Source organism: Streptomyces sp. WMMC940 (genome assembly GCF_027460265.1).
Taxonomy (GTDB): domain Bacteria; phylum Actinomycetota; class Actinomycetes; order Streptomycetales; family Streptomycetaceae; genus Streptomyces.
Genome location: NZ_JAPZBC010000001.1, coordinates 58,016 through 71,286 on the forward strand (window position 1 = coordinate 58,016; position 13,271 = coordinate 71,286).

Genomic DNA, 13,271 nt, shown 5'->3' on the forward strand with positions numbered 1-13,271 from the left:
GTAGCGGAACGAGCACTCGGAGTGGTCCGGCAGTACCCCCACGGCAGTGCTCCTCGTGGACAGGTGTGGACAGCACTGGACAGTCAACGTCCCTGACGGGCATGGAAAGTGGACACCGCCCGGCGCAAAGCTGTGCGCCATGAACCTTGCACGTACGCAGGACCAGGCACCCCCCACCCGACAACCGGGAGCCGCGCTCGCGGCGCTCGCCGCCGCGCAGTTCACCGTCATGCTCGCCACCTCGATCGTGAATGTGGCGCTGCCGCAGATCCGTGCCGGGGCGAACCTGCCGGCCGACGGCGCCACCTGGGTGATCAACGCCTACGCCCTGGCGTTCGGGGCACTGCTCCTGGCCGGAGGGCGGGCGGCCGACCTCCTCGGCCGCCGCCGGGTGCTGATCGCCGGCCTCGCACTGTTCGCGGGGGCCTCGTTGGTAGCAGGACTCGCCGCCTCCGGTGGCGTCCTGATCGCCGCCCGCGCCGTTCAGGGACTCGGTGCCGCCGCCATCGCACCAGCCGCGCTCGCCCTGGCGATGGACGTGTTCCCGTCCGGCCCCGGACGCGGCAGAGCCCTGGGAGTGTGGGGCGCGGTCTCCGGCGCGGGAGGAGCGGGGGGCGTCCTCCTTGGCGGCCTGCTCACCCAGGCATGGGGCTGGCCCTGGATCTTCCACTCCGTTGCGCTCGGGGCGGTGCTGGTCCTCATCGCCGTGGCGGCCCTCGTACCACGGACGGCCGGTCGAGAGTACGCCCGATTCGACCTCCTGGGCACCGCCACCGTCACAGTCGCTCTGACCTGCCTGGTGTGGGGTCTGACCGCCGCACGCGGCACCGGCTGGACAGATGTGAGAGTCCTCGGCGCCCTCGCCGCTGCCGGCACGTTACTGGGGGTCTTCGGCGTGATCGAGATCCGCCGGCCGCACGCGCTGATCCCCCCGCGGCTGATGACCACCGGCCGCGTAGCCGCGGGAAACCTGCTGATGGCCCTCCTGGGGTCCGTGTGGATCGCCCTGTTCTTCTTCCTGCCGCTCTACCAGCAGCAGGTCCTCGGAATGGGCCCCTTGGCCACCGGAGCGGGCCAACTCCCACTCGCTGTGGCCAATATGCTCGGCGCCGCCGTCGCACCTCGCATCTCCGGTCGTATCGGCGGCACCGCAACGGTGATCGCGGCCTTGCTCACCGAGGCTGCCGGACTGCTGTGGCTGTCCCGGCTCAGCGCCGACGGAAACTACCTCGCCGACGTCCTCGGCCCGAGCGTCCTCGTCGGGCTCGGCCTGGGCATCGCCTTCGTCATGCTCACCGCACTCGCCGTGGACGGTGTTCCGCCGCAGGACGCGGGTCTGGCCGGCGGGCTGGTGAACACCACCCGCCAGGTCGGCGGCGCGATCGGTCTCGCAGCCCTGGCCACCCTGGCCGGTTCCGTCACTGCCCACGCATCCACCCACCAGCCCCCCACGGAGGCGCTCAGCGCCGGATACCGAGCCGCCTTCACTGTGTCGTCCGCGGTTCTGGCATTCGGCGCGGTCGTCGCCCTGACGCTCACCCGCCGCAGCCTTACTACCCGTGGCGTCCTCCCGCCCACCGCCGCCTCCACGACGTCCAGCGGACAGGGCCAGGCAGCCCGTTGCACACCCACCGGCTGACCAAGCCCACCCGCCGAACCAACCCCTCCATCCCATCGAGAAGGAAACCGCATGCACACCATCGACTCCACAGCCCCCGTCGTCGTCAGCCTGACGACGACCATCGAGGCCCCGCTGGCCACCGTCTGGTCGCTGCACACCGACGTCGACAACTGGCCGGCGTGGAACCCCGGCATCGAACAGGCCCGGCTCAGTGGGCCGGCGGCGGTCGGCTCCGACTTCTCCTGGCGCACCCACGGGATGAACATCACCTCCACCATCCACGAAATCGTCCCCGAACGGCGGATCGTCTGGGGCGGGACCGTCGAGGGAATCGTCGGCATCCACGCATGGACCTTCGAGCGGAACGGCGACCACGTCGTCGTCCACACCGAGGAGTCCTGGAGCGGAGATGCCGTCGACGCCGCGGTCGACGAACTCACCGCGGCCCTGAAGGCCTCCCTGGAGAGCTGGCTCGACTGCCTGAAGTCCCACGCCGAGCAGACGGCCTGAGGCCGGGTACCACCACACACCACGCACAACGATGAAATCCGAGGACCGACCATGACGAGCAAGCCCTATCTGACCGGCCACTACACCCCTGTCGCCGACGAGATCACCGCCACCGGTCTCACCGTCGAGGGCTCCCTGCCCCCCGAACTGACCGGCCGCCTGATCCGCAACAGCCACAACCCCAAGCCGGGCGTCACCCCCACCCACTGGTTCAAGGGCAGTGGCATGGTCCACGGCATCCGTCTCCGCGAGGGTCGCGCCCACTGGTACCGCAACCGCTGGGTGCACACTCCCGCCCTCGACGGTGCCCCGTATATGACCGCGCACGGCCCGGACCTGACCGCGAGCACGGCGGGAACCCATGTCATCGAGCATGCCGGACGACTGCTCGCGCTGTGCGAGGCGAACCTCCCCTTCGAACTCACCCCGGACCTGGATACGGTCGGTGCCCATGACTTCAACGGCCGGCTGCGTACGGCCATGACGGCACATCCCAAGGAGGACCCGGCGACGGGGGAGCTCCACTTCTTCGGCTCCTCGCCGTTCCCGCCCCACCTCGTGTACCACGTCTGCGACGCCAAGGGGGAGATCGTCCACAGCGCCGAGATCCCGGGCGCGACCGCCTCGCTCAAGCACGACTTCGCCATCACCCGCCGCCACGTCGTGTTCATCGAAGGCAACGTGACCTTCGACCCCGCCGAGCACTCCGGCATCCCCTACGGCTGGAGCGACCAGCAGCCCTCCCGGATCGGGGTCATGCCCCGTACGGGCGATGGTGCCCGACAGATCCGCTGGCTCTCCATTGAACCCGGCAACATGCTGCACGTCGCCAACGCCTACGAGGACGGGCAGGGCCGCATCGTCCTGGAAGGCCCCACCATGGACCGAGAAGGGTTCCAGCTCTCCTGGAACTGGTGGGTCGGAGCGCCCGGGCGGGGCGCTGAACCCAACACCCGCTCCTACACCCGCCGATGGGTGATCGACACCGGGGCCGGCACCGTCGACGAGCAGATCATCGACGACCTCGCAGTGGAGTTCCCGACCCTCAACGAGGACTACCTCGGGGCCGAGCACCGCTACCAGTACGCGGTGTCCTTCCCCGACCAGGAGGGTCTGGGGGGCTACGGCGTCGTCAAGTACGACCGCACCACCGGCGCTCGCCGCATCCACCAGGTCGGCGACGCCAGGCTGCCCAGCGAAGCGGTCTTCGTCCCTGCAGCCGGAGCCACCAGCGAGGACGACGGTTACCTGCTCACCGTCATCTCAGACCTCAAACAGGACGCCTCACAACTGCTGGTCCTGGACGCCGCAGGGCTGGACCGGGTCGCCACCGTCCACCTTCCGCGCCGCGTGACTGCCGGAATCCACGGCTCCTGGATTCCCGACAGCGCCCTGGACAACGGCGAGGACTGACCCACACGGCTCCGGAGCGCGACGGCCTCCAGTGGGCGGCTCCGGGCTGACGCTCCCGGAGCCGCCACCACCCCTTCGGGGCGGCACTGTCGGGTCAGGTCATCGCCCCGCGCGGTCCGGCCGCGCACACCGACACGAGTCGCCCGTGTCGTTCCCGAACCCCTCACACATCCGCAACCCACTCTGGAAGGCTCCTCATGGCCATCGCAGCTCCCGAAGCCCCGGTTGACCCGGGCGCCAGTGACACCCCGAGTCCTCTCGTGAACGAGGTCGACAACCGCGCGGCTTACGTCAGCTTCGGACTCGCCTATCTGTTCGGACACGGCGCCGCCGCAATCTCCCAGGGAGACAGCCCCTTGCTCGGCCTGCCGGGCTGGTTGCCCACCACACTCCTCGGCATCGGACTGGCAACCGGCATCACCCAGGCCACCGTCGCCGCCCTGCGAGCCCAGCGCGGAGCCACCGGGCCGGACGTTCTTTCATACAAGCTGCTCGGCGCCTCCTGGGTCGCCGCCTTCGCCGCCCTCTTCCTCGCCATCACCGGCCTGACGTCCGCCTTCGACATGCCGGAACTGCAGTCCGTCCTCTGGCCCGCCGGTTCCGGCCTCATCGTCGGCATGCTCTACCTCGCCGAAGGCGCCGCACGTCGCAACCTGCTGCACTACGGCCTCGGCGTCTGGCTGGCTCTGACCTCCTGCACCGCGCTCTTCCTCGGTACCCCCGGCCTCTACTGGGTCCTTGCGGTTGCAGGCGGCGGCGCCTACACCCTCGCCGGGGCCCTCGAACGCCGACGCCTCGCACAGCATGCAGGGCGTTCCCGGCACTGACGGCCCCACTCGCCCAAGGCGTCCTGGCGGCCGAGTCAACCGGTCCGCCAGGACGGTCGGCTGCATCCGCCCTGAGCCGTCCGGGGTTCGTTGGAGGTCCCAGTCGGCGGTTCCGACCTGCTGTTTGGCGGCTGCTCGTTGGTGTGCTGCTTCGTGCTCGACGAGTGGGATGTGGCCGACTCCACCGTGGATACGGCTGCGGTTGTGGCCGTCGACCCACTCGGCGGTGGGCAGCTCGATGTGCGAGAGCGTCCTCACGGCCGCCCGAGCCTGCTCCAGCTACGTACTGAACAGGCCGGTCGTGGACTCCACGAGCGCGCTGTCGTACGCGTCGCCCACCGAGCCCACCGAGGCGGCGATGTCGGCCCGGTCGAGGTTTTCGGTGAGCCGGAACCACCTCGCGATCCCGCGTCGGAATGGTGTGTCAGCCAGTCCGGGACGGGTGGCGGGCCGGCGGAGCCCGCTGCCACAGCGCCGTCGCCGTGCGCCGGTCCGCTTCCGCAGAGCGGCGCACGGCGACCGCCCTGGGACGGCGTGCGCGACGCACAACGTCGCGCATCAGCCGCTCGATGGTGCACGCCGGTGCCTATCAAGGACGTCCGAAACTTCGTCGCCGTCGCCGCGTCCGTCGACAGCCCGTGGTCCGCCCCTGTGCCACTGCCCGGCCACGGCGTCGGCACGTCCCACTTCCACGACACCGGACCTGAGGCGACGGACGCAGCCGGCTGCTGTGGGTCGACCGGGACCACCGACCCGGTGCCACTTGGGACGATTTCAAGCGCTCGCAGCCGCCTGAGCAACGCGATTTGGCCTCGAACGAGTCAATTGGCCCCACGGGAACGAGTCTTCTGGCCCCAGACAGCGATCTTCGAGGCTCCTCGTGAACGAGTCGATTGGCCCCGGTGGCTTTGATCGTGTCCGCCGACGGCGCTCGTCGATCCGGGCCGTTGTCAGTGTCGGCTGGAAGGATCACCGGCATGACACCGTTGCTTCTCACCGACATCGAGCGAGCCGTTCGCAGCAGTTGGAGTGCCGAGACGTGCACGCCTGAGTTCCGATCGCGCTGGAGCCCGGACAACCCGGCTCGGGACCAGTGCGGTGTGACGGCCATGGTGCTCAATGACCTGCTGGGAGGTGAGCTGATCCGGGGAGAAGTACACGTCAACGGCGAGCGTGTGGACTACCACTGGTGGAACCGCCTGGGCCTGGGCCTTGAGATCGACCTCACCCGCGAGCAGTTCGGGCCGGAGGAGACTGTCACCGAGGGTGTTGTCATTCCCCGACCGCCCGTGACCGAATGGCGCAGACTTCGTGAGGAGTACGAGCTTCTCCGCGATCGTGTCATGGACAAGCTCAACCGGCAGCAGTCGAGGATCTCCGGCGATACGTCTTGTCTGTCAATCCCCCGGTTTCGTGGAGACCTTCCTATGCAGCCAGCTCCCCGGTGAAGCCGGCCCAGTAGTCGTGTTCGTAGTCGATCGGGCTCTTCCAGCCGCACACGCTGTGTAGTCGTCGAGCGTTGTAGAAGTCGGTGATCCAGGTCGCGATCCGGATCCGGGCCTCGGTGCGGGTGGCGAAGGTCCGGCGATGGACGTACTCGACCTTCAGCACGCTGTTGAACGCCTCGCTGACGGCGTTGTCGAAACATGATCCGACCCGGCCCATGGACTGGGTGACGCCCAGCTTCCGGCAGGCCCGGCGGAACTTCCGCGAGCCGTACTCGCTTCCGCGATCGCTGTGGAAGATCACACCGCGGACGTCCCCGCCGCGGGTGGCGGCGGCCATGTGGAGGGCAGCGACGACCAGGTCGGCATCGTGGCGGGCGCCCATCGCATAGCCGAGCAGGCGGCGGGAGAACAGGTCTATGACCGTGGCCAGATAGAGCTTGCCCTCGCCGGCGTCGATCTCGGTCATGTCTCCGCACCAGACCAGGTCGGGCGCCTCGGCGGTGAAGTCGCGGCGCACGAAGTCCGGGGCGGCCAGCCGTTTCCCCGGCCGGGTCAGCCCCCGCCGTCTTCGTACCTTCCGCGCGACCAGGCCGAACTCCGACATGATCTTCGCGACGGTGTTCACGGAGACCCGCCAGCCCTGCCTCACCAGCCTGATCCAGATCTTCGGCGAGCCGTAGGTGCCGCCGGAGTCGTCGAACTCCTCCTTCACCGCTTCGATCAGACGCTGTCTGCGCAGCTCACGCCGGGTGGGCCGACGGGTGCGGTGCTTGTAGAACCATGCCTCGCTCACGCCCAGAGCGCGGCAGGAGACACGGTGCGAAATGCCGTGCTCGGTCCTGAAGTCGCTGATCACCCCGACGACGGACGCCGGGTCCGCCACGGCTACTTCACCCACAGGACCATGCAGCGTTTGAGGACATCACGCTCCATGACCAGTTCCTTCTTCTCCCGCTTGAGCTGGGCGACCTCACGCCGCAGACGCTCCAGCTCGTCACTCCCGCCGGCCGGTGCGATCCCTGCCCGACGGGCGCGGGAGACCCAACTCGCCAGAGTGGTCTCGTTGATCCCCAGGTCTTCGGCGACCTCGGCGATCGTCTTGCCGGTCTCCGTCACGATCCGTACGGCCCCCTCACGGAACTCCGGATCGAACTTCCGTCGCTTCTCCGCCATGACTCCCAACTTCCCCTGCAGTCACGGTCTTCACGCTACGAGGGGAGGGACACCCTCAACAGCTCCGGCGGCCTGGACGTCAAGCGCCTGCAGATGACGACCGGCGACTACAACGGCGACGGCCGCGACGACCTCGCCATCTTGAACCACCAGACCGACAACGCCGTCAAGATGTGGACCTGGACCGCCCGGCCCGACGCCCTCTTCAACGGTGGCCAGGCCGGCTGGGCATCCAACCCCGGCGCCTGGGCCTACACCTCCACCACGCTCGTCAACACCTACCACACCGGCAACTGACCATCTGTTCAGTGTGGGGTGCCCGGCCGATCAACGCGGCCGGACACCCCACACTCGCGGGCCCCAGGCCTGGACGAGGCCGGACAGACCCCTGGCCCGGCGCCGCTGTTCGTTCGTACGGGGTTATGTCCAGCGCATCCCGATTGCGGACAGCAGCTCCATCCGCTCCGGCGTCAGGGTCGCGGCCCGGCTGCGCTGGTTGCCGATCCAGGCCCCCAGCTTGTGCTCCCGCTCCTCCTGGTCTTCGCCGACGACGATCCGTTCGACGTGCTTCCTCGGGACCCGAAGGTGCCCCTCGCGCTCGTAGAACTGCTTGGCGGCGTTCGTAGTTCATCGCCCATTTGTCAGCCTGTGTACGGCGCGGCTGCGGCTTCTCCTCCTCGCTGGCGGGCTCGATCCCGAGGACCTGCTCGCACATCCACTGCTGCACGGTCGTGAGCTGGTCCCAGCCGAGCCGCACCGACTGCACCCACCGCCCGAGATCCTCGCCCTGGCGCACGACGTCGCCCGCCGTGGTGGGCAGCGCCTCACCGGCGTCCAGGTGCATCCGGACCAGGTGGAAGCACCGCTGCCATTCCGCCGGAGCCCCCAGTCCTCATCGACAAGCCCGTCCAGCAGGTGAGGAGAGATGCCGGCGACACGCACCCATATCGCCGTCGTACCACCCGGGTTGCTCGCCCGCGCGACCTGCGCAGTCAGAGGCGGGACTCGCTCACCGGAACGGGGGCGGAGGGACAACGGGCACCTCGACAGCTGCATCGGTCATCGGAACTACCCGAGCATGCCCGTTGACCATGCTGCCGCACCGGGAAACTCCAAGATCCCCGACAGAGTCAAGCTGAAGGATGCGCGGCCTCTCCGCGCCAGGGCCCTCCTTCTCCCCTCCCTGTTGATCCCGGCCGCACAGCGCGGTACTCCGGGCCCCGGGCGTGATCCCCACGCTCATTGACTCGCCAGCACAGGCGAAGGACATACCGGCGTGCAAGGGCGCTGTCGGCGGGTACACTGACGCGCCACGTCGAGCCGAATGCCGCACACTCATGTAGAAGGGCCGGTGCACCTCGCACCGGCCGTGGTGGAAGTGGCCGCTGTGCTCGAGGTCCCGGTCTGGCTGTGGGTGGCGTTCGCCGCGACGGTGGTCGTGTCGCTGGCGATCGACCTTCTGGCGCACCGAACCGCGCACGTCATCGGGTTCAAGGAAGCCGCCGCCTGGAGCGGACTGTGGGTGGGTCTCGCGCTCGTCTTCGGCGCCGTCGTCTTCCTCGTCCTGGGCACGACCGCGGGAACCGAGTACACGACCGCCTGGCTGCTGGAGAAGAGCCTGTCGGTCGACAACCTCTTCGTCTTCGCCGTGATCTTCTCCTACTTCAAGGTCCCCCGCGCCTACCAGCACCGCGTGCTGTTCTTCGGCGTCATCGGGGCACTGGTCTTCCGCGGCATCTTCCTCTCCCTCGGCGTGGCCGTGGTCAGCCGCTTCACCGCCGTGCTGTTCGCCTTCGCGGCCGTCCTCTTCTACAGCACCTACAAACTCCTCAAGGACGAGGAGGAAAGCTTCGACCCCGGACAGAGCTTCGCCGTACGCACGCTGCGCAAGATCATCCCAGTGCGGGATGAGTACGCGGGGACGAAGTTCTTCGTCAAAGAGGCCGGCAAGCGCGTGGCCACCCCGCTGCTTGCAGTCGTCACGGCGATCGAGGCCGCCGACCTGATCTTCGCCGTCGACAGCGTCCCGGCCGTCCTCGCCGTCAGCGACGACGCCTTCATCGTCTATACCAGCAACGCCTTCGCGATCCTGGGCCTGCGGGCCCTCTACTTCATGCTCGCCGGCCTGCTCGACCGCTTCCACTACCTCAACCGGGGCCTCGCGATCATCCTGTCCTTCATCGGCATCAAGCTCATCCTCCAGGCATCCCACAAGACGATCAGCCCCAGCGTCCCGGAGATCCCCTCACCGGTCAGCCTTGCCGTGATCGTCCTCGTGCTGGCTGGCTCGATCGTCCTCAGCCTGACCAGACCCATCAAGCACCCCGAAGCCATACCCGAACCGGGTCTTACGCCCGGCACGGAAGCCGGGGCCAGCCAGAACCCCATGTCGGACGGCGGCGCACCGGAGCAACTCCAGCCACTTCCCGACTCTCCAGTACGGGCATATCGTAAAAAAATGGTCAAGGAAGCGCGCGACACCGATACGCATGTGTGCCCAGCTTGTCAGCAGCCCGTCACCGCAGAGATCACACGCCACAAGACGCTGGGCGTCTTCGTACCCGTATGGGGGCCGGGGCCATGCCATAACCCTGACTGCTCAGAGTACGTGCCCAAGCCGCGCCACAGACCGCACCCCACCTCCCGGTGACTCATACGGTTTCACCGGCCAGGGGCCAGCGCCATCCCTACGTACGCCGTTCTTGCATCAGCTGCGTGATCCGTACGGGGCGATGCCTGCTGAGTACGGGGCAGCGCCCGGATACTGGACTGCGAGGCCAGCGCCTCCCGGAGCCGTTGGATCTCGAGCTGCTGGGCGGCGATCCTCCCGCACCTACTACGACCGTTGCCGGGCCCGCGGCAAAACCCACACCCAGGCCCTCCTCCGCCTCGCCCGCCACCGCATCAGCGTCCTGTTCGCCATGCTCCGCGACGGCACCTTCTACGAGTCACGCCTACCCGAGGCAGCCGCCGCATGACCACCTCGGGCTTGACGAAGGACATAGAGGCACCCCCCCATGACTGCGACGCAGCCCAGAACATGCTCGGACAGGCGGTCGCCGTGTATCTCGACGGGGGACCGACCCCGGCCGCCGTCCCTTCCTCGATCGTGGACATCACAGGCGACGCCCCGCTCCTGCTGCGCGCGGGCTCGATCGGCGCGGATCAACTACGGAAGGTCGTGCCGGAACTGCGGGAACGCTGACAAGGCGTCATGGCGCGGAGGCGACGGGCGTGTCAAGGCCGCGGGTGGTGACCAGCTGGGCGATGCCGTCGGCGAGCCGATAGGACAGGCCCACGACCGCGGCGTCGTCGGCTTCGACGGCGTCCGCGAGGATGCGGGAGCGGTCCAGCAACAGGTCCACCGTGTGCCGGATGTGCTCGGTGATGAAGTCGGTGTCCTCGGTGTGTCCGGCGGCGCGCGCCGCCAGCACGCTGGGGGTCACGCGTTCGATGACGTCCCGCACGTAGCCTCCGGCTGTTGTGCCGTCCTGGACGGCGGAGCGGGTGGCCGCGACCGCGCCGCAGGCGTCGTGGCCGAGCACGACGACCAGCGGCGATCCGAGGACGCTGACCGCGTACTCGATGCTGCCGAGCACTTCCGGCCCCATGACGTGCCCTGCAGTGCGCACCACGAACAGGTCGCCCAGCCCGCGGTCGAAGATGATCTCAGCGGCCAGCCGGGAGTCGGAGCATCCGAAGATCACCGCGAATGGGTTCTGGGCGGGGACGACCTCGGTGCGGCGGGCAGCGTCCTGGTTCGGGTGGTCCGGTGAGCCGGCGACGAAGCGCTGGTTGCCGGCCAGGAGCGTCTCGAAGGCTTCACGGGGCGTCGGAGTCTGGGCGTCGGTCATGGCCGCAGATTACGTCCCGCACGCGCGGGACGCTCGAGCGGCCTCTTGCCCGGAGTGTCTTGGTGCCAGGGCCACCTGGGTCCTCATCGGACTTCCGGGGTGCGCTGTGGTCCGGTGTCGGAGAGGTCGGTGTGGCGCGCTCGGCGGCGGATCAACAGTGCCGCGATGAACAGGAGCACGACGAGGATGGCGATGGAGGCTGGACCGAGGGCATCCACGCCGTCCGCGATGGCGCGTTGGAGGGTGCCGGCCGCGTCGATGACCGGGTCAGTCATGGACGGGGCGTCTTGGAGCCGGATCTCGTACCAGCCGTAGTAGCCGACGTAGGCGCCGACCAGGAGGAGCAGGCCGCCGCCGAGGCGGGGTGCGATCGCGCCGAGGCGGCGCAGTCGGGTGACGGCGGTGGTGCGGGTGAGGGCGACGGTCAGGGAGGCGGCGCCGACGATCAGGCCCATGCCGGCGGCGTAGGCGGTGAACAGGGCGACGCCTTCGCCGGTGGAGCCGGTGCGGAAGGCGGAGACGACGATGGCGAGGAAGGGGGCGATGGTGCAGCCCAGGGAGGCCGTGGCGTACGCCATGCCGAACAGTGCCATCGAGGGCAGGGAGCGGGTCACCTTCGGTGCCCGCCGGAGCTTCGGTGTAAGGGTCGGCAGCTGGCGGCCGGCGAGCAGCCATCCGCCCGCGGTGGCTATGAGAACGCCGAAGGCGATGGTGAACCAGGGCAGGTGCTGCTGCACCTGCCCCGCGACCGGCTGGATCGCCAGGCCGAACACACCGAAGAGAGCGGCGAATCCGAGAGTGATCGCGGCAGTTGCGGCCAGGGCCCGGCCGACGGCGGCGGTGCGGCTGGGGGTGTCGTCGCCGAGGACGAGGAGCGAGAGGTAGGCGGGGAGCAGGGCGAAGCCACAGGGGTTGACGGCGGCGAGCATCCCGGCGCCGAGTGCGAGGGCGAGAGGCAGGTCGGACATGGCGGTTCAGCCGGTGAGCCCGGCGACCTTGTCGGCCAGACCCTTGCCGGCCGGCAGCACGCCTTCATAGACGGTGGTGCCGTCCTTGTCGAGGATCACGTACCGGCTCTGCTCGGTGACCTTGAACCGCTTCCACACCTCACCCTTCTCATCCGAGAGCTGCGGGAAGGAGCCGGTGCCCGTGGCGGAGACGAAGTCCTTCATCGCGGCGTTCTTGTCGAGGCCGGCGACGCCGACGACGTTCGCCTTGCCTGCGTTGTCCGCGGCGACCTTGGCCGTCTCGGCCGCCTGGGCCTTGCACTTGGGGCACCACGGTGCCCAGAACCACAGGACGGTCGGCTTGCCCGCGAGCGTCCTCGCGTCGAACGGCTTGCCGTCCACCGTGGTGGCAGTGAAGTCCAGCGCCGCGGGCACCTTGGCCCCGCCCGCCCCGGTACCGCTCCCGTCCGAGCCGGCGGAAGGCTGGGCGGGGGACGATGCCGTCGACGGGGAGACTGCCCCCGCGTCACCGGCGGAATCCGAGCCGCCGTTCGCACCGCACCCGGTGAGAGCGAGCAGCGCAGCGGCGACGGTGGCCGGAATGACGGTGCGGGGACGCATTGATGACTCCTGTATGTCGGGGACCGGAGGGGAGAGTAGACCGCTTCCTCGGGTCGTGGGGGTGCTGATGGCCTTACGGTTCGGTGACGCATACGCGGATCAGCCCGCTGAGTCCTGGAGCCGCTCTCGGTCGAGCACGGTGATACGCCCGCGGGCGAGCCGGAGCATCCCGTCGTCGGCAAGACCGCGCAGCACTTTGGTGCAGGTCTCGCGGGAGGTACCGGCGAGCGCCGCGAGCTGCTCGTGGGTGAGGGCGATCTGCGGGTGGCGTCCGCCTGGCAGCAGCGGACTGCCCGGCGGCTGGGCGGTGCTCAACGTGACCAGGGTGGTCGCCACGCGCTGGGCGACGGTCTTGAAGACGCTGTCGGACAATCGCTGTTCGAGGTCGGACAGCCGGCGGCCGAGGATCGCGGTGATCCGGGCGGCGATCCGGGCGTCCGACAAGAGGAATTTGTGCACGTCGGCGCGGCTCATGACGCAGACGACGGTGTCGTCGAGTGCTTCGGCGTAGTTGTCGTACATGTGCTGTCCGAGCAGGACCATCTCGCCGAAGATCGTGCCCGGGGAGATGATCGCGGTCGTGAGCGCCCGTCCGTCGGCGGAGACACGGAAGATGCGAACCCGGCCCTTTTTCAGGATGAACAGGACTTCGGAGGGCTGGGTGGGCGAGTAGAGGATCTCGCCCGCGTGGTAGGTCTTCATCGGTGCCGCGGCGGCGATGGCTTCCATCTCCTGCTCGGAGAGGTCGCAGAAGATGTCGACCTCGGCCAGGCACCAGGTCCGCTCGGCGTAGTCGTCCGATACGGCGTGGTTCATGTGGTGCGTCTCCTCGCGTCTTCCCGGTGCCCATGGCGGTG

General features: G+C 68.9%; 12 protein-coding genes and 4 pseudogenes. 9 read left to right on the top strand and 7 right to left on the bottom strand.

The features are described from left to right. Positions 1–139: 139 nt before the first annotated feature. The 5 genes from O7595_RS00270 (at position 140) to O7595_RS00290 (ending at position 5,819) form a co-directional block, all read left to right on the top strand. On the top strand, positions 140–1,639 hold the full coding sequence (locus O7595_RS00270; RefSeq protein WP_269726707.1) for an MFS transporter: 1,500 nt from the start codon (positions 140–142) through the stop codon (positions 1,637–1,639). Positions 1,640–1,690: 51 nt separating this feature from the next. Beyond that, positions 1,691–2,131, top strand: a complete 441-nt coding sequence (locus O7595_RS00275) for an SRPBCC family protein (RefSeq protein WP_269726708.1) — start codon at positions 1,691–1,693, stop codon at positions 2,129–2,131. Positions 2,132–2,182: 51 nt separating this feature from the next. Continuing rightward, on the top strand, positions 2,183–3,544 hold the full coding sequence (locus tag O7595_RS00280; protein WP_269726709.1) for a carotenoid oxygenase family protein: 1,362 nt from the start codon (positions 2,183–2,185) through the stop codon (positions 3,542–3,544). 197 nt (positions 3,545–3,741) lie between these two features. Then, complete coding sequence (locus O7595_RS00285; protein WP_269726710.1) at positions 3,742–4,371, top strand: ABC transporter permease; 630 nt, start codon at positions 3,742–3,744, stop codon at positions 4,369–4,371. A gap of 977 nt (positions 4,372–5,348) precedes the next feature. After that, on the top strand, positions 5,349–5,819 hold the full coding sequence (locus O7595_RS00290) for a YunG family protein (RefSeq protein WP_269726711.1): 471 nt from the start codon (positions 5,349–5,351) through the stop codon (positions 5,817–5,819). On the opposite strand, the gene O7595_RS00295 is transcribed toward O7595_RS00290, so the two are convergent. Next, a complete protein-coding gene (locus O7595_RS00295) occupies positions 5,797–6,717 on the bottom strand; it encodes an IS3 family transposase (protein ID WP_269726683.1) in 921 nt (306 codons plus the stop codon). The two genes, O7595_RS00290 and O7595_RS00295, sit on opposite strands and share 23 nt — an antisense overlap. Further along, positions 6,705–6,992 (bottom strand): transposase, encoded by a 288-nt coding sequence (locus O7595_RS00300; RefSeq protein WP_269726684.1) that lies wholly within the window; start codon positions 6,990–6,992, stop codon positions 6,705–6,707. Before O7595_RS00300 ends, O7595_RS00295 begins: the two co-directional genes overlap by 13 nt. Before the next feature lie 93 nt (positions 6,993–7,085). On the opposite strand from O7595_RS00300, the gene O7595_RS00305 reads away from it, so the two are divergent. Continuing rightward, positions 7,086–7,289 carry a hypothetical protein gene (locus O7595_RS00305; RefSeq protein ID WP_269726712.1) on the top strand — a complete coding sequence of 68 codons (204 nt, stop codon included), beginning with the start codon at positions 7,086–7,088 and terminating at the stop codon, positions 7,287–7,289. 123 nt (positions 7,290–7,412) lie between these two features. On the opposite strand, the pseudogene O7595_RS33745 reads toward O7595_RS00305, so the two are convergent. After that, positions 7,413–7,553: pseudogene (locus O7595_RS33745) on the bottom strand (helicase associated domain-containing protein); the annotation flags it as partial. 826 nt (positions 7,554–8,379) lie between these two features. On the opposite strand from O7595_RS33745, the pseudogene O7595_RS00315 reads away from it, so the two are divergent. The 3 pseudogenes from O7595_RS00315 to O7595_RS00325 all read left to right on the top strand — a co-directional run. Then, positions 8,380–9,330: pseudogene (locus O7595_RS00315) on the top strand (TerC family protein); the annotation flags it as partial. 484 nt (positions 9,331–9,814) lie between these two features. Next, a pseudogene (locus tag O7595_RS00320) lies at positions 9,815–9,970 on the top strand (IS110 family transposase); the annotation flags it as partial. Positions 9,971–10,005: 35 nt separating this feature from the next. After that, positions 10,006–10,197 (top strand): annotated as a pseudogene (locus O7595_RS00325) (L-threonylcarbamoyladenylate synthase); the annotation flags it as partial. 7 nt (positions 10,198–10,204) lie between these two features. Here the strand turns inward: O7595_RS00325 and O7595_RS00330 are convergent. From O7595_RS00330 to O7595_RS00345, 4 genes are all read right to left on the bottom strand, one after another. Beyond that, complete coding sequence (locus tag O7595_RS00330; RefSeq protein WP_269726713.1) at positions 10,205–10,846, bottom strand: carbonic anhydrase; 642 nt, start codon at positions 10,844–10,846, stop codon at positions 10,205–10,207. A gap of 83 nt (positions 10,847–10,929) precedes the next feature. Then, a complete protein-coding gene (locus O7595_RS00335) occupies positions 10,930–11,814 on the bottom strand; it encodes a cytochrome c biogenesis CcdA family protein (protein WP_269726714.1) in 885 nt (294 codons plus the stop codon). 6 nt (positions 11,815–11,820) lie between these two features. Continuing rightward, on the bottom strand, positions 11,821–12,414 hold the full coding sequence (locus tag O7595_RS00340; RefSeq protein WP_269726715.1) for a redoxin domain-containing protein: 594 nt from the start codon (positions 12,412–12,414) through the stop codon (positions 11,821–11,823). A gap of 99 nt (positions 12,415–12,513) precedes the next feature. Next, positions 12,514–13,230: a Crp/Fnr family transcriptional regulator gene (locus O7595_RS00345; RefSeq protein ID WP_269726716.1), complete on the bottom strand. Its 717-nt coding sequence runs from the start codon at positions 13,228–13,230 to the stop codon at positions 12,514–12,516. Positions 13,231–13,271 lie beyond the last annotated feature (41 nt).

What these genes read in the sequence shown, in the direction of transcription:
- O7595_RS00270 (WP_269726707.1), top strand. Translation starts at nt 140, where the DNA reads ATGAACCTTGCACGTACGCAGGACCAGGCACCCCCCACCCGACAACCG.
- O7595_RS00275 (WP_269726708.1), top strand. Translation starts at nt 1,691, where the DNA reads ATGCACACCATCGACTCCACAGCCCCCGTCGTCGTCAGCCTGACGACG.
- O7595_RS00280 (WP_269726709.1), top strand. Translation starts at nt 2,183, where the DNA reads ATGACGAGCAAGCCCTATCTGACCGGCCACTACACCCCTGTCGCCGAC.
- O7595_RS00285 (WP_269726710.1), top strand. Translation starts at nt 3,742, where the DNA reads ATGGCCATCGCAGCTCCCGAAGCCCCGGTTGACCCGGGCGCCAGTGAC.
- O7595_RS00290 (WP_269726711.1), top strand. Translation starts at nt 5,349, where the DNA reads ATGACACCGTTGCTTCTCACCGACATCGAGCGAGCCGTTCGCAGCAGT.
- O7595_RS00300 (WP_269726684.1), bottom strand. Translation starts at nt 6,992, where the DNA reads ATGGCGGAGAAGCGACGGAAGTTCGATCCGGAGTTCCGTGAGGGGGCC.
- O7595_RS00305 (WP_269726712.1), top strand. Translation starts at nt 7,086, where the DNA reads ATGACGACCGGCGACTACAACGGCGACGGCCGCGACGACCTCGCCATC.
- O7595_RS00330 (WP_269726713.1), bottom strand. Translation starts at nt 10,846, where the DNA reads ATGACCGACGCCCAGACTCCGACGCCCCGTGAAGCCTTCGAGACGCTC.
- O7595_RS00335 (WP_269726714.1), bottom strand. Translation starts at nt 11,814, where the DNA reads ATGTCCGACCTGCCTCTCGCCCTCGCACTCGGCGCCGGGATGCTCGCC.
- O7595_RS00340 (WP_269726715.1), bottom strand. Translation starts at nt 12,414, where the DNA reads ATGCGTCCCCGCACCGTCATTCCGGCCACCGTCGCCGCTGCGCTGCTC.
- O7595_RS00345 (WP_269726716.1), bottom strand. Translation starts at nt 13,230, where the DNA reads ATGAACCACGCCGTATCGGACGACTACGCCGAGCGGACCTGGTGCCTG.